The following is a 20,520-nucleotide window of genomic DNA, read 5'->3' as shown; positions in this document are numbered from 1 at the left end:
AGGGGCCCGGTGTCGGGCCGGTCACCAGGGGATGCGCGGCGGGAAGAGCATCAGCAACGCGAGCCGCAGCGCCAGTTGCAGTCCGTGCCCGGGTGCGGGAGCGGTCGTGGGGCGGACCGTTTCCGAACCGGGACACGGCGGGGAACCCGTCGTCAGAACGCCGGGCGCTCGCGGGTGTCGGCCAGGCCCGTGGTGGGGGAGGAGGCCTCGGCGTAGTAGCGGCGCGGGATCCGGCCGGCCCGGTGGGCGAGGCGGCCGGCCTCGACGGCGCGGCGCATCGCGTCGGCCATCAGCACGGGATCCTGGGCGCGGGTCACGGCGGAGGCCAGCATCACGGCGGAGCAGCCGAGTTCCATCGCCAGGGCGACGTCGCTGGCGGTGCCGGCGCCCGCGTCGAGGACCACCGGGACGTTCGCGGACTCCACGATCAGCTGGAAGTTGTGCGGGTTGCGGATGCCCAGGCCGGAGCCGATCGGCGAGCCGAGCGGCATGATCGCCGCGCAGCCGACGTCCTCCAGCTTGCGGGCCAGCACCGGGTCGTCGTTGGTGTACGGCAGCACGGTGAAGCCGTCGTCCACCAAGGTCTCGGCGGCGTCCAGGAGTTCGATCGGGTCGGGCAGCAGGGTGCGCTCGTCGGCGATCACCTCCAGCTTCACCCAGTCGGTGCCGAGCGCCTCGCGGGCCAGGCGGGCGGTGAGCACGGCCTCGCCGGCGGTGTAGCAGCCGGCCGTGTTCGGGAGGATCCGGATCCCGTTGCGGGCCAGCACCTCCAGCACCGAGCCCTGGGTGGCGGTGTTGACCCGGCGCATCGCCACCGTGGTCAGTTCGGTGCCGGAGACCCGCAGCGCCTGCTCCAGCACCTCCAGGCTGGGTGCGCCGCCGGTGCCCATGATCAGGCGGGAGGTGAAGGTGGTGTCGCCGATGGTCAGCAGGTCGTCGGCCATCTCAGCCTCCCTGTACGGCGGTGAGGATCTCCACCCGGTCGCCCTCGCCGAGCGCCGTTGCGGGCCACGAACTGCGCGGTACCACGGCCTCGTTGACGGCGGCGGCGACGCCGGTGTTGGCGGCGGACACCTCGGCGACCAGCACGTCCAGGGTGGTGGCGGCGGGCAGCGTGCGGGGTTCGCCGTTGACGGTCAGGGCGACGGTGTTCATGCGGGCACCTCGGTGCGGAAGCGGTCGGGGGTGAAGTCGGCGGCCAGCGGGTCGAGTTCGCCGGTGGCCAGGTAGTCGGCGAGCAGGTCGGCGGTGACGGGGGTGAGCAGCACGCCGTTGCGGTAGTGCCCGGTGGCGGCGGCCAGGCCGGGCAGCGCGGTCGGGCCGAGCAGCGGCGCGTTGTCGGGGGAGCCCGGCCGCAGGCCCGCGCCCGTCTCCACCAGCGGCAACTCGGTGATGCCGGGTACGAGTTCGTGCGCGTCCCGGAGCAGCTCGTACACGCCGCCCGCGGTGACGGTGGTGTCGTGGCCCATCTCCTCGGTGGTCGCGCCGATCACCAACTCGCCGTCGGCGCGCGGTACCAGGTACAGGTGCTGCCCGCGTACCACGGCGCGCACATTGCGGGACAGGAACGGCGCGTACAGCTTCGGGACGCGCAGCCGCAGCACCTGCCCCTTCACCGGGCGGATCGCGGGCAGCACTCCGTCCGGCAGGCCCGGCAGCAGGTGGCTGCGGGAGCCGGCCGCCAGCACCGTCCGACCGGCCGTCAGCTGCTCGCCGGTCAACAGGCGCACGCCGAGTGCTCGTTCGCCATCCGTCACCAGCTCGGCGGCCTGGGTGCGATGGAAGGCGACGCCGAGCAGCTTGCAGGCCGCGACCAGCGCGGCGGCGAGGCGGCGGCCGTCCACCTGGTGATCCTCGGCGACGTGCAGGCCGCCGCGGATGCCCGGCGCGAGCATCGGCTCCAGTCGGCGGCACTCCCGGCCGGTCAGCCACTGCGACTCCAGGCCCAACCGGCCGTGGAAGGCGTGCAGTTCGCGCAGCTCCTCGCGGTCGTCGGAGTCCAGTGCGACGGCCAGCGTGCCGGTGCGGCGGTAGCCGGTGTCCAGGCCGGTCAGCTCGGTCAGCTCGGCGGCGAACGCGCCGTAGCGCTCGTTGGACGCCATGCCCAGGCGCAGCAACGGCTCCTCGCCGTACTGGAGTTCGGTGACCGGTGCGAGCATGCCCGCGGCGACCTGGGCCGCCCCGCCGCCCGGCGACGGGTCCACCACCGCGACGCTCAGCCCGCGCTGCGCGGTACGCCAGGCGACGCCGAGGCCGATGATGCCGCCGCCGATCACCAGCACGTCGGAATGTGCCACAGCGCTTCTTCTCCCTTCGCCGGCATGACCCGGATCAGGTTCGGACGGTCGCGGGCCGCCACAGCCCGCCTCTCAGCCCGGTGCGCCGGGCTCCCGTGATAGTCAGTCCCTCCACTTTAACGCCGGGCCCACCCCCGCCCGCAGGGGCGTACGGGCGGTTAGGGTGGACGCCGTGGCTGAGCTGAGGGCAACGGACCGGGTCGTCGTGGTCGGGGCGGGCATGGCGGGCGCACAGGCCGCCCTGAACCTGCGCCAGGGAGGCTGGCAGGGCGCGATCACCCTGGTCGGCGAGGAACTCCACCTCCCGTACGACCGACCGCCGCTGTCCAAGGACGTGCTGCTCGGCAAGGCCGACGCCACCGCTTTCGAGATCGACTGGACCGAACTCGGCGTCGAACTGCTCACCGGCCACCGCGCCACCGGCCTGAACGCCGGCGTGCTGCACACCGACCGCGGCGAACTCCCTTACGGCGCCCTGGTGATCGCCACCGGCGCCGACCCGCGCACGCTGCCCGGCCTGCCCGGCGCCCGCACCCTGCGCACCGTCGACGACGCGCACGCGCTGCGCGCCGCACTCACCCCCGGCCGGCGGATCGTGCTGGTCGGCGCCGGCTGGATCGGTGCCGAGACCGCCACCGTCGCCCGCGCCCTGGGCTGCCAGGTCACCGTCGTCGAGGCCGCCGCCACCCCGCTGGCCGGGGCGCTGCCCGGCGAGATCGGCGCGCTGATGGCCGAGTGGTACGCCGCCGCCGGCGTCGAGCTGCGCTGCGGGGTCGGCGTCGCCGGCGCCGCCGACGGCGGGGTGCTGCTCGCCGACGGCACCCACCTGCCCGCCGACGAGGTGGTGGTCGGCATCGGCGCCCGGCCCGCCACCGGCTGGCTCGCCGACAGCCCGCTCGCCCTCGACCCCGACGGCACCATTCCGGTGGACGACCGGCTGCGCACCGCGCTGCCCGGCGTCTGGGCGGTCGGCGACTGCGTCTCCTACCCGTCCGCCCGGTTCGGCACCCGGCTGGCCGTCCAGCACTGGGACCACGCCCTGCACTCCGGCAGCGCCGTCGCCGCCTCCGTGCTCGGCGCCCTGGACGCGCCCTACGACCCCGTCCCGTACTTCTGGTCCGAGCAGTTCGACCGCATGGTGCAGTACGCGGGCCGGCACGCCGGGGCCGACCACCTGCTGTGGCGCGGCTCCCCGTCGGCGCGCGACTGGACGGTGCTGTGGCTGCGCGAGGGCGCGCTGGTCGCGCTGCTTGCCGTGGACCGGCCGCGCGACCTGGCGCAGGGCCGCCGCCTGATCGAACGCGGCACGGTGCTCGATCCGGCGCTCGCCGCCGACCCGGCCGTCCAACTGAAGGCGGCCGTCGGGTAGCGGGTGGGTAGGCTGGGTGCCGTGAGCGAGATCGATCCCAAGACTGACGCCCTGGTCCCTGCGTGGCTGTACCTGCCCGACATCTCCGAGCGGTGGGGCGTGGTGATCACCGAGGTCCGCGCCATGGTGAAGAACGGCACCCTGCTGGCCGTCCGCCGCGGCCCGAACAAGTCCCTCCAGGTGCCCGCCGACTTCATCGAGGACGACGGCCCGGTCAAGCACCTGGTCGGCACCCTCACGGTGCTCCGCGACTGCGGCTTCTCCGACCAGGAGATCCTGGAGTGGATGTTCACCGAGGACCCGTCGCTGCCCGGCAGCCCGATCCAGGCCCTGCGCGAGAACCGCGCCACCGAGGTCAAGCGCCGCGCCCAGGCCCTGGCGCTGTGACGCCCCGTCAACAGCTCGCCGACGCCAGGCTCTACCTGTGCACCGACGCCCGGCGCGAGCAGGGCGACCTGGCCGACTTCCTGGACGCCGTGCTGGCCGGCGGCGTCGACATCGTCCAGCTCCGGGACAAGAACCTGGAGGCCCGCCAGGAACTCGAATACCTGGAGGTCTTCGCGGACGCGGCCAAGCGCCACGGCAAGCTGCTGGCCGTCAACGACCGCGCCGACGTCGCGTACGGCGCCCGCCCCGACGTGCTGCACCTCGGGCAGGACGACCTCCCGGTGGCCGTGGCCCGGGCCATCCTCGGCGAGGACGTGCTGATCGGCCGCTCCTGCCACGCCGAGGCCGAGGTGGACGCGGCGATCACCGAGCCCGGCGTCGACTACTTCTGCACCGGCCCGGTCTGGCCCACGCCCACCAAGCCCGGCCGCCACGCCCCCGGCCTCGACCTGGTCCGCTACGCGGCTGCGGCCGAGCCGACCCGGCCGTGGTTCGCGATCGGCGGCATCGACCGGACCAACCTCGACCAGGTGCTTGAGGCCGGCGCCACCCGCATCGTGGTCGTCCGCGCCCTCACGGCGGCCGAGGACCCGGGCGCGGCGGCGGCACACCTCGCGGCCAGGCTGCGGTAGCCCCTGGCCCGCCCGCCTGCGGCGCCTGCCGGGCGGTGGTGGGCGCGTGGGCGGTGCCGATTGGACGGTGGTCGTTCGCGTGCCGACCGTCCGGCTGCGGTAGCGCCTCGCCCGCCCGCCTGCGGCGAGGCTCCGCCGGGCGGCGGTGGGTGCGTGGGCCGGTGCTGATCGGACGGTGGTCGTTCGCGTGCCGCCCGTCCGGTGGTGCGGGCGGGCGGGCGGGGAGGCTCGGCAGTGGCACCCGGCCGGCTGTCCGAGCCGATTCCCCGGCCGGCTGCGCCGAGGGGCTGGTCCGGGTTCCCGAGGCGGAGTGCGGTGAAGCCGGTCCGACCGGCCGGCCGCCGGGGGGTTGACGCCCGTCCGGTCCGGCGATCGTGCCGTGCGCGGCGGCGCCATGCGGGAACCGCGAAGGGGCTCGGCGTCCTCCGTGGAGTCGTGAACCCCGTACTCCGCGCCCGCCGGATCGTGTTGCTCGTGCCGGTCGGCCTTCTCGTGGTGGCCGTTGCCTTCGTCGTGCAGCGGCCGCTGCACCGTCGCGCCGGGTGGGAGCCCTGGTTCGGCACCGTCAACGGGGTGGTGTTCTGGACGCTGGTCGCGCTGCCGCTGTCGGCCGCGCTGATATGGGTGCTGGCCCGGCGCCGGGGCGGCGGCGGGGCTTGGCGGCGGGCGTTCGCCGAGGTCGCGATGGTGCACGGGACGGTGCCGTGGGTCTGGATGATCATGCTGCCGGGCCCCGGGGCGGGGGTCGTGCCCCGCCGGGTCAGCCTGCTGCCGCTGCGGGACGTGTGCGCGATCCTCGCCGAGGGGCCGCCGGTGACCGCGACGGTGCAGATCGTCGGCAACCTGCTGGTGTTCGCGTCGCTCGGCTGCTTCGCGCCGATCCGCTTCCGCGCGCTGGCCTCGGTGCCACGGGTGCTGGCGCTGGGCGCGGCCTGTTCGGTGCTGGTGGAGACCGCCCAGTACGTGCTGTGGCTGGACCGGGTGTCCTCGGTGGACGACGTCCTGCTGAACGCCGCCGGCGCGGGGCTGGCCGCTCTCGCGTCCCGGCGCCGGTGGCGTCGCTGACGGCCTGTCAGTACTTGCGTACCGTCGCCGCGTCCGCCAGCGCCTGGAGCACCTCGCGGGTCGGGCCGTCGGCGATCGGCGCGTTGTGCAGGGCGGTCAGTGCCTCGGCGAGCAGCTGGTCGATGCGGGCCTCGACGATCGCGGGGGCGCCGCTGGCGGAGATCAGCTCGCGCAGCTCGGCGACCTCGGCCGCGGTGAGGTCGGGCGCGCCGAGCCGGGTGTCCAGGTGCTTGGCGTCGAGGTCCGACAGGCCGCGCATCGCGTGTGCGACGAGCAGGGTGCGCTTGCCCTCGCGCAGGTCGTCGCCGGCCGGCTTGCCGGTGACCGCCGGGTCGCCGAACACGCCGAGCAGGTCGTCGCGGAGCTGGAACGCCTCGCCCAGCGGCAGGCCGAAGTTGCCGAGGGCCTCGACCAGGTCGGGGCCGGCGCCGGCCAGCAGCGCGCCGACCTGGAGCGGGCGTTCGATGGTGTACTTCGCGGACTTGTAGTGCAGCACCGTCCGGGCGCGGTCCAGGGCGTCGGCGTCGGTGGAGTCGCCCGCTACCGGCTCCAGCACGTCCAGGTACTGGCCGAGCATGACCTCGGTGCGCATCAGGTCGAACGCCGGCTTGGCGGCGGACACCGCGGCGGCGGGCAGCCCCGAGCGCTGGAACAGCTCGTCGCACCAGATCAGCAGCAGGTCGCCGAGCAGCACCGCCGCGGACGCGCCGTACTGCTCGCGGTCGCCGCGCCAGCCGCTGGCCCGGTGCAGGTTCTCGAACCGGCGGTGCACGGACGGCAGGCCGCGGCGGGTGTCGCTGCGGTCCATCAGGTCGTCGTGCACCAGGGCGCTGGCCTGGAGCAGCTCCAGGGCGGCCGCGGCCCGTTCGATGCCGGGCTCCTCGGCGCCGCCGCCGGCCGCGCGCCAGCCCCAGTAGCAGAACGCCGGGCGCAGCCGCTTGCCGCCGTCGAGCAGGAACTCGCGCAGCGCCCCGGCGACCGGACCGAGCTGGTCGGAGATGCCGGAGAGCAGGGCGGTCCGTTCGGCCATGAACGCGCTCAGCGCGGCGTTGACGCGGTCGCGCACGTCCTCCGCATCGACGGGGTTGCGGGGAAGACGGATGGAGGAGGGCACCTGGAACTCCGGATAGATTGGTCTGACAGTCAGACTAACGCCCCCGCCCGGGTGCGCTCGTCCGCCGAGGTGCGGGCCGGACCGCCGGGACACGCCCGGGAATCTCAACCAATGTCTCAACCCCTGGACATGGTTTGTCCGGGCCGCGCCGCCGAAGGCTAACCTTCCTGCATGGCACTCGGGATTCCCTCCACCAGAAGCGACCGCGCGCAGACCGTGCGCGACCTGCTGGCGGCAGGCGACCGCTCCTTCTCCTTCGAGTTCATGCCGCCCCGCAACGAAGAGGGCGAGCGCAAACTCTGGGACGCGATCCGCCGCGTCGAGGCGCTCGACCCGAACTTCGTCTGCATGACCTACGGCGCCGGCGGCTCCTCCCGCGGCCGCACTGTCAACCTGGTCGGCCGGATCGCCACCGAGACCACCCTGACCCCCGTCGCGCACCTCACCGCCGTCGACCACTCGGTGGCCGAACTGCGCAACATCATCGGCCAGTACGCCGACGAGGGCGTGCGCAACGTGCTCGCCGTCCGCGGCGACCCGCCCGGCGACCCGATGGGCGAGTGGGTCCGCCACCCCGAGGGCGTCAGCTACGCCTACGAACTGGTCGAACTCATCAAGGGCATCGGCGACTTCTGCGTCGGCGTGGCCGCGTTCCCGCAGATGCACCCGCGCTCCACCGAGTGGGACGAGGACATCAAGCACTTCGTCGCCAAGTGCCGGGCCGGCGCGGACTACGCGATCACCCAGATGTTCTTCGAGGTCGAGGACTACCTCCGGCTGCGCGACCGGGTCGCCGCAGCCGGCTGCGAGACGCCGATCATCCCGGAGATCATGCCGGTCACCAACATTCGCCAGCTGATCCGCTTCCCCCAGCTGTCCGGCTCCGACTTCCCGCCGGACTTCCGCCGCCGGCTGGAGGCCGCCGCCGACAACCCGGCCGAAGTCCGCGCCGTCGGCCTCGAACACGCCACCGCCATGGCCGAGCGGCTCCTCGCGGAGGGCGCCCCCGGCCTGCATTTCATCACGCTCAACCACAGCACCTCGACGCTGGAGATCTACCAGAACCTGGGCCTCCACAAGCACTGACGCCCCTGCGGCCGTCCTCCGGGCGGACGGGATGCGGCGGTGTTCGCCCGGAGGCGGTACAGTCGCCCGCAATCGCGCGGTGATGGTGGCATCTGGAGGTTGCGGGGATGGGCATCGGACACCTGTTCCTCTACGGCGCGTTGGCGCTGGTCGCGGTCTGGCTGGTGGCCGAACTGCTGCTGCAGAACCGGGCCGCGCTGCACTGGCGGGCGCTGGCGCTGGCGGGGTTCCTCGGGGTGGTCGCGGGGATGACGCAGTCCTCCGTTCCGGTGATAGTCGCGGGCGCCGCGGCCTTCGCGGCGGGACAGGCGATGGTCACCCTCTCGGTCAAGCGCGGCCGCCCGGTGGGCTGGTCGCTGCGCCGCGCGGACGGCACCCTGCCCGGCCCGCTGGCGAAGGTCCCGCTGCTGGCCGCGGCCACCGGCGGGGCGACCGCCGTGGCGGTGGCGGCCGAGACGGCCCCGAAGGTCGGCGAGGTCGGCCCGGTCGAGGACGAGCCGGTGGTCGAACAGCCGTACGCGTACGAGGAGTTCCAGGAGATCGACGCGGGCATCTACACCGACGAGCCGGTCTCCTACCAGCCCCAGCCCCAGCCCGACCAGCAGCAGTACTACTACCAACAGCCGCAACCGGAGCCGCAGTTCGGCCACCAGCAGCAGCCGCAGCAGGACCCGTACGCCCAGCAGCCGCAGCTGATCGGCTACGACGAGTACGGCCAGCCGGTCCACCAGTACCCGCAACAGCAGCAGTACCAGCCGGAGCAGTACCAGCAGCAGCCGTACATCCCGCAGCAGCCGGGCGAGCAGCAGCACACCAACTGGTACTACCAGCAGCAGTACTGAGCCGCCGTCAGGCCGGACCGATCAGCCCGGCGGTGATCGAGGCGGACATCCCGACCCGGGCCAGCCCGCCGCCGGGGTGGGCGTGCGCGCCGATCAGGTACAGGCCGGGCTCGCCCGGCCGGTTGGCCTGGGCGAGCTGCCCCCCGGCCAGCGCGGGCGCCGGGACGGACGCGGTCAGCCGGGTCTCCCGCCAGCGCAGCCGCCCGCGCAGATCGACACCCGCGCCGGCCAGCCGGGCCAGCAACTCGTCGGCGTAGGCGCCCTGTTGAGCGTCGGTCAACTCCAGCCCGGCGGGGACGGTGACGGTCAGCACGGCCGCTTCGGCATCGGGCCCGGGCACCAGCAACGGGTCGTCCGGGCGCAGCAGTTGGACGGTGGGGCGCTCAGGCAGGGTGCGGTCGGTGAAGACCGCGCGCGCCTCGGCGGCGACATCCGCGCCGTGCAGCACCATGCGGTGGGCGGTGCCCGCGGGGCGGGCGCCGTTCAGTGCGAGCAGCACGGTGAAACGTCCGGGCGCGGGCTCGGCGGGCGCGGTGACACCCAGGCCGGGGACGGCCGACAGCACCAGGTCGGCGGTCAGCACCCCGTCGTCGGTGCGGACGCCGGTGACCCGCCCGCCCGCACGCTCCAACTCCCGTACGGGCGTGCCGAAACGGAACTCGACGCCACGGCTCTCGCAGCGCCCGAACACCGCGTCGGCGAGCGCCCGCAGGCCGCCCTCCACGTACCAGACGCCGAACGACTGCTCCATGTACGGCAGGACGGTCGCCGAGGCGGGCGCGGTCAGCGGGTTCAGCCCGTACCGCAAGGCGTACTCGGCGAGCAGCGCCGCCGGGCCCGGCGCGCCGGCCAGCTCCTGGGCGGCGACCTCGGCCAGCGTGTGGCGCCCGCGCGGCAGCAGCCGGGACAGCCCGCGACGCGGCGGCACCGGGTACGGGTCGGCGAGGGCGACGGCCGGACGGGGCTCCTCCAGCAGCGGGCGGCGGGTGGCCTCCCAGACCGTGCGGCCCCGGTTGACCATGTCGTTCCACCGCGGACCGGCGCCCGCGCCGAAAGCCCCGTCCAGGGCCTCGCCGACCCCGCCGCGCGAGGCGTTCGGCAGCACCAGCTCGGTGCCGTCCGCGAACAGGTGCCGGCTCTCCGGGTCCACCGGCCGCAACCCGACCAGCTGCTCCAGCGGCTCCCGGCCGGTCTTCAACGCGAGGTCGCGGTACACCGCGGGCAACGCGAGCAGGCCCGGCCCGGTGTCGAACCCGAACCCCTCACGCCGGTACGCCCCCACCTGCCCGCCGTACGTCCCGGCCGCCTCCAGCACCGTCACCCGGTGCCCGAGAGTGGCCAGCCTGGACGCGGCGGCCAGACCGCCCATACCTGCGCCGACGACGAGAATGCGAGCCATGGCAGGAGATCCTATGCGGCCCTCACGTGGCAGCTGCCGGGGAGTGTCGCGTCCACGTGCAGGTCACTGAGCGGCGGGAGGACCGCCACGCGATGGCGCGTCCACGTGCAGGTCACCGTGCGGGGTCACGATCTTGCGGGCGGGTGCCTTCCGCTTCGCGCAGTGCTCCCCCAGCCCTGGCGGGCCGGGAGGTACCCCACGCGTCCCTGGGTGCGCGCCCTCTCGGAGACCGCGAGGGTCACCAGGCCCGCCACGGAGCCGTCGCCCCGCCGACCGCGCCGGGGGAGCGGAACGGCTTCCACCGCGGCCCCCCTCCGTCCGCCCGGCCCTCGGGCGGGAATCCGGGCCACCGTACCCGCCCCCGCCGACCGCCGGGGGTGTCTGAGTACGCGTACTCAGATCGCCGGTTGAGTACTCGGGCGGGTTCCCGCTGTGACGCCGCGACGGCACAGTAGTGGGCAACGGGAAGGCCGCCGGCAGGTGGAGCCACCCGAAGCGCCCGGGGCAGGCCACGGCCGACGGGGGACAGGTGGCCCGCACCACAGGTCCTGGGCGCGACCAATGGCCGCACGACGGGGCCGGGCACCGCCGACACGGGGCGGCGGAGCCCGGCTCCGTGGAGCGGCCGTGGGGACGGCCGGCCGGTCACGAACGGTCCGGAGTTGTCAGACCCCCCGTTCACGATGGAGGCATGCGCGGGCCGACCGGCCCGGGCAAGGTCCGGAGTGAACGGGGGAGACCCATGACCATCAGCCGTCCTGAGCCTGTCGCCCGCCCTGCCGTCGATCAACCCGTCGTCGATCAACCCACCCTGCCCACCGCGCGCGGAGCCGACGTCCACCCGGTGCTGCGCCGGGTTCCCGCCTCGCCGGCCGCGCTCGAACTGCTCCGGCACGCCCACCGCACCCTGGTGTTCGCCCGCAGCCGACAGGATCCGCTGGAGCGCTACGCCACCGCCCACCTCGCCGCGCTGCGCGCCACCGCCGCCGTGCTCGCGGTCCGCGGCCGCCCGGAGCGCAGCCCGCGCCGCCGCCACGCGATCCGTCCGGCCTGGGAGCTGCTGTCCGAGGTCGCTCCCGAACTCGCCGAGTGGGCCGCCTACTTCGCCGCCGGCGCCCGCCGTCGCGCCGCCGCCGAGGCCGGCATCACCGGCGCCGCCGGGGAGCGCGACGCGGACGACCTGATCCGCAACACCGCCCTCTACCTGCGCATCGTGGAGCGGATCCTGGCCCTGCACCCCTGAGTCCGGCACCGGCGCCGCACCGGAGCCGCCCCGTGCGGACGGATAGGGTAAGGGCGTTCCCGCCGTGGAAGACCTGCCTAGAGGGGTGCCGCCTTGTATCCGACTCGTCCGCGCAGTGCGCTGCGTACCGCCGTGGTGTGGGAGGTGCTGCGGTCGGCGCTGGAGCGGCGCTCCGCCGAGCTCGGACGGCCGGTCCTGGAGGTCGTCGACACCGGCGGCGGCACCGGCAACTTCGCCGTGCCGGTCGCCAGGCTCGGCCACCGGGTCACCGTGGTCGACCCCAGCCCCGACGCGCTGTTCGCCCTGGAGCGGCGGGCCGCCGAGGCCGGGGTCACCGACCTGGTGCGCGCTGTCCAGGGCGACACCCAGACGCTGCCCGAGCTGGTCCCGGCCGGCTCGGTCGACGCGGTGCTCTGCCACGGCGTGCTGGAGGTCGTCGACGACCCCGCCGAGGCGCTCGGCAACCTGGTCGGCACGCTCGGCAAGGGCGGCCTGGTCAGTCTGCTCGCCGCCAACCGCAACGGCGCCGTGCTGGCCCGCGCGGTGGCCGGCCAGTTCGCCGACGCCCGCGCCGTGCTGGACGCCCCCGACGGCCGCTGGGGCGCCGGCGACCCGATGCCGCGCCGCTTCACCGGCGACCAGCTCGGCGCCCTCGCCGACGCCGCCGGCCTGCGGGTCACCTCGGTGCACGGCGTCCGGGTCTTCGCCGACCTGGTCCCCGGCGTCCTGGTCGACACCGAGCCCGGCGCGTTCGACGCCCTGCTCAAGCTGGAGCTGGCCGCCGCCGAGCAGCCCGCCTTCCACGCCGTCGCCACCCAGCTCCACCTGCTCGCCGAAGCGGTCTGACCGCCCGGAGAGCCGTACCCGGGGCACCAAGTCGCGGTTCCGCACGTTGCCGAGGTGCGGGCCCTGCGTCGCAGTGGCCCGACCCACGCCTGATTGACCACGCCGAACAGGGCCCGTGGACCGTATGATCTGGGTAAAGCCGGTAAGCATGACGGCCAGACCGGTGGGGCATATGGACCACACAGGCCCGAGCCAGGGGTGGCGGACCGGTCGCCCCGCGACCGACGAGTAGGAGGACTCCGTGCCGCTCTCGGAGCACGAGCAGCGACTGCTCGAGCAGATGGAGCGAGCGCTGTACGCCGAAGATCCCAAGTTCGCGTCAGCGCTTGAGGGAACCGGTCTGCGCACCTACACCCGTCGGCGGGTCTACCTGGCCGCGGCGGGGTTCGTGGCAGGCGTCGCGCTGCTCATGGGCGGCCTGGTCGCGCAGGTCATCTGGGTCAGCGTGGTCGGGTTCCTGGTAATGCTGGGCTGTGCGGTCCTCGCGGTCACCGCGTGGCGTCGAGGCCCGGCCGGACACGGTCCACGGCAGGCGGCAGCGCCTCGCCGGAAGACCGGTGTCGTGGACCGAATGGAACAGCGCTGGCAGCGGCGCCGCGATGAGCAGAGCGGCCTGTAGCAGCGCAACGGAACCAGTGCAGAGATCCGCCCGAGGAGGGAGCTTCCCTCCTCGGGCGGATCTTTGCGTAGGGGCAGGCCCTAGTCCTTCGAGCGTCGCCGGAACGGCCGGGTGATCGCGGTGCGGGCCTTGGCCCACCGGTCGGCGGCGCGTTCGCGGAGGGCGGTCGTGCGTTCCTGGGTGCGCCACCAGAGGCGGACGGTGGAGGCGGGCAGCAGCAGGGCGCGCAGGCGCCGGCCGCGGGTGGCCTGGGTGAGCAGGCCGTCACGGACGGTGCGCACGTCGGTGCCGAGTTGCGGGGGCGGGTCGGACTCGCGGGCGTACATGACGCGTTCGGTGGCGAGCGCGACCCGGCCGGCGGCCTCGGCGGCGGCGGGGGCGAGGTGCGCGTCCTCGGCGAGCCGGAGAGCGGCGTTCCGGGGGGTGCGGGCCTCGTCCGGGGGCAGGCCGAGGTCCCAGGCGGAGTCGACGAGTTCGGCCCAGGCGGCGAGCACCTGCTCGTCGGTGAGCCGGGGCCGGTCGGCACCGGGCGCGTGCCGGCCGACGCCCAGGCGGCGCCTGCGGATCCGTCGGCGCAGCACCATGGGCGTGGCCGCCAGGGCGAGCAGCAGGACCAGGCCGGCCGCGGCGAGCAGCGCGGGCCAGGTCTGCCACCACGGGGTGGTGGTGGTCCGGTGCTCGGCGAACACGGCCTCGTCGTCGCACTCGCCGATCCGGTGCTGCTGGCCGCAGGAGCTGGAGGACGACGGCCCGGCGGAGGGCTGGTCGGCGGACGCGGAGGCGCTGGGCTGGGCGCTGGGCTGGGCCGTGTTGGCGGCCTGCGGGATGGAGTACAGCGGTGCGGTGCCCCGGTTGGGGGTGGGCTCGAAGCGCATCCAGCCGAGGCCGGAGAAGTACAGCTCCGGCCACGCGTGGTAGTTGGAGCTGCGCACGATGCGATTGGAGGAGTCGCCGGTACCGGGGGTGAAGCCGATGGCGACCCGGGAGGGGATGCCGAGCGAGCGGGACATCGCGGCCATGGTGGCGGCGAAGTGCACGCAGAAGCCCTCCTTGTCCTGGAGGAACTTGGCGATGGCGTCCGGCCCGGTGCGCGGTTCGATCTTGGTGTTGTAGGTGAAGTCGCCCTTGGTGAAGTACTGCTGGAGGGCGACGGCCTGGTCGTACGCGTTGGTGGCGCCCTGGGTGACCTTCTTGGCGGTCTCGCCGACCACGGCGGGCAGGTTGTTCGGCAGCCCCAGGTAGCGCCGGGTGATGTCCTCGGGCGGCGGGGCGGCCGAGCGCAGCTGCGAGGGGTCGGCGGTGACGGTGGCCGAGCCGACCTTGTACGAGAGGCCGTTGGTCTTCTGGCCGTTGACGGCGGCGACGGTGCGGCCGGCCTTGTCGAAGCGCCAGTTCGCGGTGGACGGCAGCTCGACCCAGGACACCGGGTACGGCATCGGCAGCCAGGTGGTGCCGAGCCGGTCGGAGATCTTGACGCTGGTGCTGACCGTGTTGCGGGTGCTGGTGGCCAGGCCCTCGGGCTGGGGCAGCGTGGTGGGCAGCGGTTCGGCGGACTGCTCGCCGGCCTTCCACTCCGAACCGTCGAACTCGCTGAGCGCGGCGACCCGCAGGTAGAGCTGGTCGATGTCGGTGGCGTTGGTTGAGAAGCGCAGCAGTTCGGTGTCGTCGTTGGCGCGCAGGTTGGCGGTGAGCGCGACCACCAGGTTGAGCGAGCGCTCGTCGCCCGATCCGGTGCCGCTCCCGCTGCCGTTGCCCTGGCCGCCGAAGCCGCCGAACAGGCCGGCGCCGGTCGCGGGTGCGAGGGCCGGCAGCAGGACGGCGGCGGCCAGCGCGATCAGGCCGACCCGGCGGCCGCCGTTGGACATGGCCACGGCGGAGCGGCCGGTGCCGTGGAAGACCCGGCCCCAGCGGGTGAGCCGGTCCTGGCCCTCGGTGTACAGCAGGAGCAGGTAGCCGGCCGCGGCGAACAGGAACCACAGCCACATGCCGCCGGGCGAGTCGGCCAGGCCGCAGCCCACCGAGTACAGGGCCAGCAGCGGCAGGCCCGCGGCGGCGGCCCGGCGGTAGGTGACGGCCAGGGCGTCGACCAGGACTGCGACCAGGGTGACCGAGCCGACCACGACCAGCCGCAGGCCGTCGGTGGTCGGGGCGGGAATCGCGTACTCCTGGATGTCGCTGCCGCCGGAGGCCAGCAGCGTGGAGACGGCGTCCAGGGCGGCCGGGCCGGGCAGCACGCCGAAGGCCATCGCGGACTGCACGGTGGACAGCATCAGCACGTACAGCACCGCGACCAGCTGGAGCGGCAGCACCAGGGCGCGGGGCAGCGGCAGGGCGCGCAGGCCGGCGCCGGCGGCGGCCGTGGCGGCGATCATCAGCAGGCCGTGCGGGGCCAGCGCGAAGGAGTCCTTGAACAGCGGGGACAGGGACAGCGCCGCCAGGGCGGTCGCCAAGGCCGCGCAGAGCGTCAACTTGGCCCGGGTGGTCACGCGCCGACCTCGTCTCGGTAGGGAACGGAGTTCTGGGTGCGGTCGGCGGCCCGCCACAGCGCGGGCAGCGAGTCGCCGGCCCGCACCGGCAGGACGGTCCAGCCGGCCTCGCGCAGCCGGCCGACCACCGAGTCGTTCTGCTCGTCGGCGGCGTTCGGGAAGACGTGCCGCAGGCCCGCCCAGGTGCCGGTGTCCAGTAGCAGGGCGACGGCGCCGCCCGCGCGGCGGCGCAGCCGGGCCAGGCGTTCGACCTGCTCGTCGTCGAGGTCGCCGACGATCGCCACCAGCAGGCCCTCGCCGCCCATCCGCAGCACCTCCTCGGCGCGGGCCAGGCTGGTGCCGTCGGAGTGCTCGACCACGGCGAGGGCGTCCAGCAGCACGCCGACGCTCTCGGCGGCGGTGGTGGCGGTGGCGCCGTGCTGCGGGTGGGCGCGGCCGGTGTCGGTGAGCAGCCGGGTCTGGTAGCCGCGCTGCACCAGGTCGACGGTGACGGAGGCGGCGCAGGACACCGCCCACTCGAACGAGGAGGCGGGGCCGGAGCCGCGGTGCGCGATCTCCCGGGTGTCCAGCAGTACGGTGGCGCGGGCCTTGAGCGGCTGCTCCTCCCGGCGGACCATCAGCTCGCCGTAGCGGGCGGTGGACTTCCAGTGCACCCGGCGCAGGTCGTCGCCGTGCCGGTACTCGCGCGGGATCACGTCGTCGTCGCCGGCCAGCGCCAGCGTGTGCGTGTTGGACTCGCCCTGTCCGGCGGACTCGCCGGGCAGCCGCACCGGCGGCAGGTCCTGGACCTGCGGGACCACGGTGAGCACGTCGGCGGCGCTGAACGAGCGGGTCAGCTCGCACATCCCGAACGGGTCGGACAGCCGCAGCTGCAGCGGGCCGAGCGGGTAGCGTCCGCGCAGGTCGGAGCGGACCCGGTAGGACACCTCGCGGAAGCCGCGCGGCTCGACCCGGTCCAGCACGAAGCGCGGGCGGGGCCCCAGCACGTACGGGACCTTGTCCTCCAGCAGCAGCAGACCGGTGGGCACCCGGGAGATGTTGTCCAGCCGCAGGTGCACCCGGGCCTCCTGACCGGCCGCCGCGCGCTGCGGGCTGAGCCGGCGGCCGGAGGCGACCCGGTAGCGGGTGCGCACCAGCAGCAGGGCCGAGGCCAGCGGCAGCACCGCGAGCAGCACGCCGACCTGGAACAGCGCGCTCTGCCCGAACAGGTAGGCGCAGAGCGCGGCGGTCAGGCCGGCCGCCAGGAAGGAACGCCCCCGGGTGGTGAGTCCGCTCAGGGCGGCGCGCAGCCCGGAGGGCCGGGCAGGGCCCGCCACCTCAGCGGCCCTGCGGGCGCGGGAGCGGCAGTCGGGACACCAGGTCGAGCACCACGTTCTCCACGGTGCGGCGGCTCAACTGGGTTTCCGAGGTGGGCAGCAGACGGTGCGCCAGCACCGGTACGGCCAGCGCCTGGATGTCGTCCGGCAGCACATAGTCGCGACCGTCCAGGGCGGCGTGCGCGCGGGCCGCGCGGACCAGGTGCAGGGTGGCCCGGGGGGAGGCGCCGAGCCGCAGCTCGGGGGTGTTGCGGGTGGCGGCGACCAGATCGACGGCGTACCGGCGGACCGGGTCGGAGACGTACACGCCCTTGACCACGTCGATCAGCTTGAGCAGGTCGGCGGCGTGCGCGACCGGCTGCAGGTCGTCCAGCGGGTTGGCGGCCGAGTGCAGGTCGAGCATCGCGTATTCGGCCTCGGGGCTCGGGTAGCCGATCGAGATGCGGGCCATGAAGCGGTCGCGCTGGGCCTCCGGCAGGGCGTAGGTGCCCTCCATCTCGACCGGGTTCTGGGTGGCGATCACCATGAACGGCGAGGGCAGCTCGTAGGAGGTGCCGTCGATGGTGACCTGACGCTCCTCCATCGATTCCAGCAGCGCCGACTGGGTCTTCGGCGAGGCCCGGTTGATCTCGTCGCCGACCACGATCTGCGCGAAGATCGCGCCGGGCCGGAACTCGAAGTCCCGCTGGTGCTGGTCGAAGACGTTGGTTCCGGTGACGTCGGAGGGCAGCAGGTCCGGGGTGAACTGGATCCGGCGGACCGTGCAGTCCACCGAGCGGGCCAGCGCCTTGGCGAGCATGGTCTTGCCGACGCCGGGCACGTCCTCCAGCAGCAGGTGGCCCTCGGCGAGCAGCACCGTCAGGGCGATCCGGACCGCCTCCGGCTTGCCCTCGATCACGCTCTCGACGGACGCCCGGACGCGGTCGACCACCGCCGTCAACTCCGCCAGCCCGACCGGCTCCCGGCGCTCGTGCCGGTCCGCCGCCGGCTGTTCCGAGCCCTGTCCGTTGATGGTCGTCACCCGTACGCTCCCATGTGCAACAGTCGCCGGGCGGCTGGTTCGACCCCCGCCCACCCCGAATACCCCGAATACTTGGCGCATTCTTCCCTGTCCCCCGGCCAGAAGTCACCCGGCCGGGCGACACGCGAAGGCTGTCCCGGTTTGGGACGAGGGCGCGGGCCGATCGGTTTCAGCGGATCTCGCGGAGCAGCCCGGTGTGCACGTCGAACACGAATCCGCGCACCTCGTCGCGGTGCGGCAGGAACGGCGAGGTCCGTACCCGCCGCATGGACTGGCGGACGTCGGCGTCCAGGTCGGTGAAGGCCTCCACCGCCCACTGCGGGCGCCGGCCGACCTCGTGCTCCAGTTCGGGCCGGAAATCCTCGGTCAGGCCGAGCAGGCCGCAGCCGGTGTGGTGGATCAGCACCACCGTGCGGGTGCCCAGGGCGCGCTGGCTGACGGTCAGGGAGCGGATGGTGTCGTCGGTGACCACGCCGCCCGCGTTGCGGATGATGTGGGCGTCGCCGAGCTCCAGGCCGAGTGCGGCGAACAGGTCGAGCCGGGCGTCCATGCACGCCACCACGGCGACTTTGCGCACCGGGCGGGCGTCCATGCCGCCGTCCCGGAAGGTCTCGGCGTAGGAGCGGTTGGCTGCCACAAAGCGGTCGGTCTCGGACGGCCGGCCGGTGCCGGGAGCAGGTGCCATGGCGACGACGGTAGTGGGGTCGCACGGGCGGCGGGGCCCACCTGCGAAAGCCTTTACCCGCCGGGAGAGGGCCCGGAGGGACGGCTTCGACCCGGTTCGACCGGCGCGCCCGGAGCGCTCCGCGCCCCGTCCGATCGGCGGCCCTCAGCACTGGTCCGACCTGCGCAAACCGATACGGCCGGGCGGGTGGTGCGCCGTCGCGGAGCGTTGACCGGCGCGGCGTGGACGATAGTCTGGCGGCGCAGTGGAGCACGGCGGAAGGCACCCGGCAACCGGGCGCCCGGCCGGTCTCCGCACCGGGCCCCCGGCCCGTACGCAGTCCGCGGCCTCCTCCCGCTCCGTGCCCACCTGGCGCACCTTCCCCGGCGCCGGGCGGTCGCTCCTTCCCCCGAGCGAGCGGGCGGGGGCCACGGGTGGCGTGCGGAGCCGGCGGGCCGGTAGGCGAGAATGGCGGGGCCACACCTGCACCTGAGGAAGGGCCCCGCCCCCGTATGAGTACCGACAGCCCCACCCCCCGGCACATCCCGGTGATGCTGGAGCGCTGCCTGGACGCGCTCGCCCCGGCGATCTCCGCACCCGGCGCGGTGGTGGTGGACGCCACCCTGGGCCTGGGCGGACACAGCGAGGCGCTGCTGACCCGCTTCCCCGAGGTCCGGCTGGTCGCCGTGGACCGCGACCCGCAGGCACTGAAGCTCTCCGGCGAGCGGCTGGCCCGCTTCGGCGAGCGCGCCACCCTGGTGCACGCCGTCTACGACGAGATCCCGCAGGTGCTGGCCGACCTGGGCATCCCCGCCGTGCAGGGCGTGCTGTTCGACCTCGGGGTGTCCTCGATGCAGCTGGACGAGGCCGACCGCGGCTTCGCCTACGCCCAGGACGCGCCGCTGGACATGCGGATGGACCAGAGCCGCGGCATCTCCGCCGCCGAGGTCCTCAACACCTACAGCCACGGCGACCTGGCCCGGATCCTCAAGGTGTACGGCGAGGAGCGGTTCGCCGGGAAGATCGCCTCCGCGGTGCTGCGGGAACGCGAGAAGGAACCGTTCACCACCAGCGCTCGTCTGGTGGAGTTGGTGCGGAACGCCATTCCGGCCGCCACCCGGCGGACCGGCGGCAACCCGGCCAAGCGGACCTTCCAGGCGCTGCGGATCGAGGTCAACGGCGAACTGGAGGTGCTGGACCGGGCCATCCCCGGCGCGCTGGACGCCCTCGCGGTGGGCGGTCGGATCGTCGTGATGTCCTACCAGTCCCTGGAGGACCGCTTGGTCAAGCAATACTTCCAGGCCGGGGCCACCTCGACCGCCCCGCCGGGCCTGCCGGTGATCCCCGAGGAACTCCAGCCCTGGCTGAAGTTGCTCACCCGAGGAGCCGAACTGGCGACCGAAGAGGAGATCGAGGAGAACCGGCGCGCCGCACCCGTACGGCTGCGCGTGGCGGAGAGGATCAGGGAGACCCGGAGGTAGCCAGCCGCCGGGAGCAGCGGAGCGAAGGGGAGTGGAGCGGTGCCGGTGGCCGGCGAGCGGACCCGGGGGCGCGTCCCCGGGCAGGGGGGCAGGGCACGGATCACCGTCCGGCCCGGGGCGCGCTCGATGCGGGGGCGCGCCCCGTTCGCCGTGCTGGTGGTGACTCTGCTGTCGGCCGGGCTGCTCGGCCTGCTGATGCTCAACACCGCGCTCAACGAGGGTTCGTTCACGCTGTCCCGGCTGAAGAAGCAGACCACCGAGGCCACCGACCAGCAGCAGTCCCTCCAGCAGGAGATCGCCGCCCAGTCCGCGCCCGACGCGCTGGAGCAGCGCGCCCGCGACCTCGGCATGGTCCCCGGCGGCGACCCGGTCTTCCTCGGCGCCGACGGCAGCGTCACCGGCAAGCCCAAGGCCGCCGAGGACAACCCGCCGGTGCCGCGCAGCAGTGCCGAGCCCTGGCAGCGCCCCGGCGCGTCCGGCTCGGCCTCGCCCTCGCCCTCGGCCTCGCCGAGCTCCGGCGACCCCGGCATCGAGCTGGCCCCCGCGCCGCCCGCCACCGCCCCGCCCGGGGCCCAGCGGTGAGCCGCCCACCGGGCGACGGCGAGCGCCCGCGCCGCACCCCGCCGGCCGGCGGCCGCCCCGCCGCGCCCCGT

The 20,520-nt window shown here is 74.4% G+C and carries 20 protein-coding genes and 1 riboswitch; of the genes, 11 read left to right on the top strand and 9 right to left on the bottom strand.

The features are described 5' to 3' along the window. Nucleotides 1–152: 152 nt before the first annotated feature. The 3 genes from ACFV18_RS09455 to thiO all read right to left on the bottom strand — a co-directional run bounded on the left by ACFV18_RS09455 (nucleotide 153) and on the right by thiO (nucleotide 2,297). Nucleotides 153–944 (bottom strand): thiazole synthase, encoded by a 792-nt coding sequence (locus ACFV18_RS09455; RefSeq protein ID WP_380481022.1) that lies wholly within the window; start codon nucleotides 942–944, stop codon nucleotides 153–155. A 1-nt stretch (nucleotide 945) separates the two neighbouring features. After that, nucleotides 946–1,155 carry a sulfur carrier protein ThiS gene (gene thiS, locus ACFV18_RS09450; RefSeq protein WP_380481019.1) on the bottom strand — a complete coding sequence of 70 codons (210 nt, stop codon included), beginning with the start codon at nucleotides 1,153–1,155 and terminating at the stop codon, nucleotides 946–948. Then, nucleotides 1,152–2,297, bottom strand: a complete 1,146-nt coding sequence (gene thiO / locus ACFV18_RS09445; RefSeq protein WP_380481017.1) for a glycine oxidase ThiO — start codon at nucleotides 2,295–2,297, stop codon at nucleotides 1,152–1,154. Before thiO ends, thiS begins: the two co-directional genes overlap by 4 nt. Beyond that, a riboswitch (TPP riboswitch) is annotated at nucleotides 2,292–2,404 on the bottom strand. Its footprint overlaps the gene before it by 6 nt. A 56-nt stretch (nucleotides 2,405–2,460) precedes the next feature. On the opposite strand from thiO, the gene ACFV18_RS09440 reads away from it, so the two are divergent. From ACFV18_RS09440 to ACFV18_RS09425, 4 genes are all read left to right on the top strand, one after another. Further along, the gene (locus ACFV18_RS09440) at nucleotides 2,461–3,666 is read left to right on the top strand and encodes an NAD(P)/FAD-dependent oxidoreductase (protein ID WP_380481015.1); all 1,206 of its coding nucleotides are present in this window, start codon (nucleotides 2,461–2,463) and stop codon (nucleotides 3,664–3,666) included. A gap of 21 nt (nucleotides 3,667–3,687) precedes the next feature. Continuing rightward, nucleotides 3,688–4,053 carry an Rv2175c family DNA-binding protein gene (locus tag ACFV18_RS09435; protein ID WP_380481012.1) on the top strand — a complete coding sequence of 122 codons (366 nt, stop codon included), beginning with the start codon at nucleotides 3,688–3,690 and terminating at the stop codon, nucleotides 4,051–4,053. Continuing rightward, nucleotides 4,050–4,685, top strand: coding sequence for a thiamine phosphate synthase (gene thiE / locus ACFV18_RS09430; protein ID WP_380481010.1), 636 nt, complete (start codon nucleotides 4,050–4,052; stop codon nucleotides 4,683–4,685). The genes ACFV18_RS09435 and thiE overlap by 4 nt, the downstream gene beginning before the upstream one ends. 435 nt (nucleotides 4,686–5,120) lie before the next feature. Continuing rightward, on the top strand, nucleotides 5,121–5,750 hold the full coding sequence (locus ACFV18_RS09425; RefSeq protein ID WP_380481007.1) for a VanZ family protein: 630 nt from the start codon (nucleotides 5,121–5,123) through the stop codon (nucleotides 5,748–5,750). Nucleotides 5,751–5,757: 7 nt separating this feature from the next. Here the strand turns inward: ACFV18_RS09425 and ACFV18_RS09420 are convergent, their stop codons facing one another. Next, entirely contained in the window at nucleotides 5,758–6,864 is a 1,107-nt protein-coding gene (locus ACFV18_RS09420; protein ID WP_380481005.1) for a polyprenyl synthetase family protein, read from the bottom strand. Between the two features lie 171 nt (nucleotides 6,865–7,035). Here ACFV18_RS09420 and metF point away from each other — a divergent pair, with 171 nt between their 5' ends. Beyond that, nucleotides 7,036–7,950: a methylenetetrahydrofolate reductase [NAD(P)H] gene (metF, locus tag ACFV18_RS09415; RefSeq protein WP_380481002.1), complete on the top strand. Its 915-nt coding sequence runs from the start codon at nucleotides 7,036–7,038 to the stop codon at nucleotides 7,948–7,950. 107 nt (nucleotides 7,951–8,057) lie between these two features. Next, on the top strand, nucleotides 8,058–8,792 hold the full coding sequence (locus tag ACFV18_RS09410; RefSeq protein ID WP_380480999.1) for a hypothetical protein: 735 nt from the start codon (nucleotides 8,058–8,060) through the stop codon (nucleotides 8,790–8,792). A gap of 7 nt (nucleotides 8,793–8,799) precedes the next feature. On the opposite strand, the gene ACFV18_RS09405 is transcribed toward ACFV18_RS09410, so the two are convergent. After that, nucleotides 8,800–10,191: a phytoene desaturase family protein gene (locus tag ACFV18_RS09405; protein ID WP_380480996.1), complete on the bottom strand. Its 1,392-nt coding sequence runs from the start codon at nucleotides 10,189–10,191 to the stop codon at nucleotides 8,800–8,802. 742 nt (nucleotides 10,192–10,933) lie between these two features. Between ACFV18_RS09405 and ACFV18_RS09400 the strand changes: the two genes are divergently transcribed. From ACFV18_RS09400 to ACFV18_RS09390, 3 genes are all read left to right on the top strand, one after another. After that, the gene (locus tag ACFV18_RS09400) at nucleotides 10,934–11,434 is read left to right on the top strand and encodes an SAV_6107 family HEPN domain-containing protein (RefSeq protein WP_380480993.1); all 501 of its coding nucleotides are present in this window, start codon (nucleotides 10,934–10,936) and stop codon (nucleotides 11,432–11,434) included. A gap of 93 nt (nucleotides 11,435–11,527) precedes the next feature. Further along, a complete protein-coding gene (locus ACFV18_RS09395) occupies nucleotides 11,528–12,280 on the top strand; it encodes a methyltransferase domain-containing protein (protein WP_380480990.1) in 753 nt (250 codons plus the stop codon). A gap of 241 nt (nucleotides 12,281–12,521) precedes the next feature. Then, nucleotides 12,522–12,899 carry a DUF3040 domain-containing protein gene (locus ACFV18_RS09390; protein ID WP_380480988.1) on the top strand — a complete coding sequence of 126 codons (378 nt, stop codon included), beginning with the start codon at nucleotides 12,522–12,524 and terminating at the stop codon, nucleotides 12,897–12,899. Nucleotides 12,900–12,979: 80 nt separating this feature from the next. Here the strand turns inward: ACFV18_RS09390 and ACFV18_RS09385 are convergent, their stop codons facing one another. The 4 genes from ACFV18_RS09385 to ACFV18_RS09370 all read right to left on the bottom strand — a co-directional run bounded on the left by ACFV18_RS09385 (nucleotide 12,980) and on the right by ACFV18_RS09370 (nucleotide 18,407). Then, nucleotides 12,980–15,385: a transglutaminaseTgpA domain-containing protein gene (locus tag ACFV18_RS09385; protein WP_380480985.1), complete on the bottom strand. Its 2,406-nt coding sequence runs from the start codon at nucleotides 15,383–15,385 to the stop codon at nucleotides 12,980–12,982. Further along, nucleotides 15,382–16,701 (bottom strand): DUF58 domain-containing protein, encoded by a 1,320-nt coding sequence (locus ACFV18_RS09380; RefSeq protein ID WP_380480983.1) that lies wholly within the window; start codon nucleotides 16,699–16,701, stop codon nucleotides 15,382–15,384. Before ACFV18_RS09380 ends, ACFV18_RS09385 begins: the two co-directional genes overlap by 4 nt. 1 nt (nucleotide 16,702) lies before the next feature. Further along, a complete protein-coding gene (locus ACFV18_RS09375) occupies nucleotides 16,703–17,722 on the bottom strand; it encodes an AAA family ATPase (RefSeq protein WP_380480981.1) in 1,020 nt (339 codons plus the stop codon). Between the two features lie 169 nt (nucleotides 17,723–17,891). Next, the gene (locus ACFV18_RS09370; protein WP_380480979.1) at nucleotides 17,892–18,407 is read right to left on the bottom strand and encodes a beta-class carbonic anhydrase; all 516 of its coding nucleotides are present in this window, start codon (nucleotides 18,405–18,407) and stop codon (nucleotides 17,892–17,894) included. A 491-nt stretch (nucleotides 18,408–18,898) separates the two neighbouring features. On the opposite strand from ACFV18_RS09370, the gene rsmH reads away from it, so the two are divergent. Continuing rightward, complete coding sequence (gene rsmH, locus ACFV18_RS09365; RefSeq protein WP_380480976.1) at nucleotides 18,899–19,867, top strand: 16S rRNA (cytosine(1402)-N(4))-methyltransferase RsmH; 969 nt, start codon at nucleotides 18,899–18,901, stop codon at nucleotides 19,865–19,867. A 126-nt stretch (nucleotides 19,868–19,993) separates the two neighbouring features. Beyond that, nucleotides 19,994–20,449, top strand: a complete 456-nt coding sequence (locus ACFV18_RS09360) for a septum formation initiator family protein (protein ID WP_380480974.1) — start codon at nucleotides 19,994–19,996, stop codon at nucleotides 20,447–20,449. The last annotated feature ends 71 nt before the right edge of the window (nucleotides 20,450–20,520 follow it).

Source organism: Kitasatospora sp. NPDC059673, from assembly GCF_042734215.1.
Classification (GTDB): Bacteria; Actinomycetota; Actinomycetes; order Streptomycetales; family Streptomycetaceae; genus Kitasatospora.
Note: the sequence above shows the minus strand (reverse complement) of the source record. Positions and strands in the feature narration are given on the sequence as shown.

Bases quoted from the DNA above. Each gene is read 5' to 3' on its own strand.
- ACFV18_RS09455 (WP_380481022.1), bottom strand. From the start codon at position 944: ATGGCCGACGACCTGCTGACCATCGGCGACACCACCTTCACCTCCCGC.
- thiS (WP_380481019.1), bottom strand. From the start codon at position 1,155: ATGAACACCGTCGCCCTGACCGTCAACGGCGAACCCCGCACGCTGCCC.
- metF (WP_380481002.1), top strand. From the start codon at position 7,036: ATGGCACTCGGGATTCCCTCCACCAGAAGCGACCGCGCGCAGACCGTG.
- ACFV18_RS09410 (WP_380480999.1), top strand. From the start codon at position 8,058: ATGGGCATCGGACACCTGTTCCTCTACGGCGCGTTGGCGCTGGTCGCG.
- ACFV18_RS09405 (WP_380480996.1), bottom strand. From the start codon at position 10,191: ATGGCTCGCATTCTCGTCGTCGGCGCAGGTATGGGCGGTCTGGCCGCC.
- ACFV18_RS09400 (WP_380480993.1), top strand. From the start codon at position 10,934: ATGACCATCAGCCGTCCTGAGCCTGTCGCCCGCCCTGCCGTCGATCAA.
- ACFV18_RS09370 (WP_380480979.1), bottom strand. From the start codon at position 18,407: ATGGCACCTGCTCCCGGCACCGGCCGGCCGTCCGAGACCGACCGCTTT.
- rsmH (WP_380480976.1), top strand. From the start codon at position 18,899: ATGAGTACCGACAGCCCCACCCCCCGGCACATCCCGGTGATGCTGGAG.
- ACFV18_RS09360 (WP_380480974.1), top strand. From the start codon at position 19,994: ATGCGGGGGCGCGCCCCGTTCGCCGTGCTGGTGGTGACTCTGCTGTCG.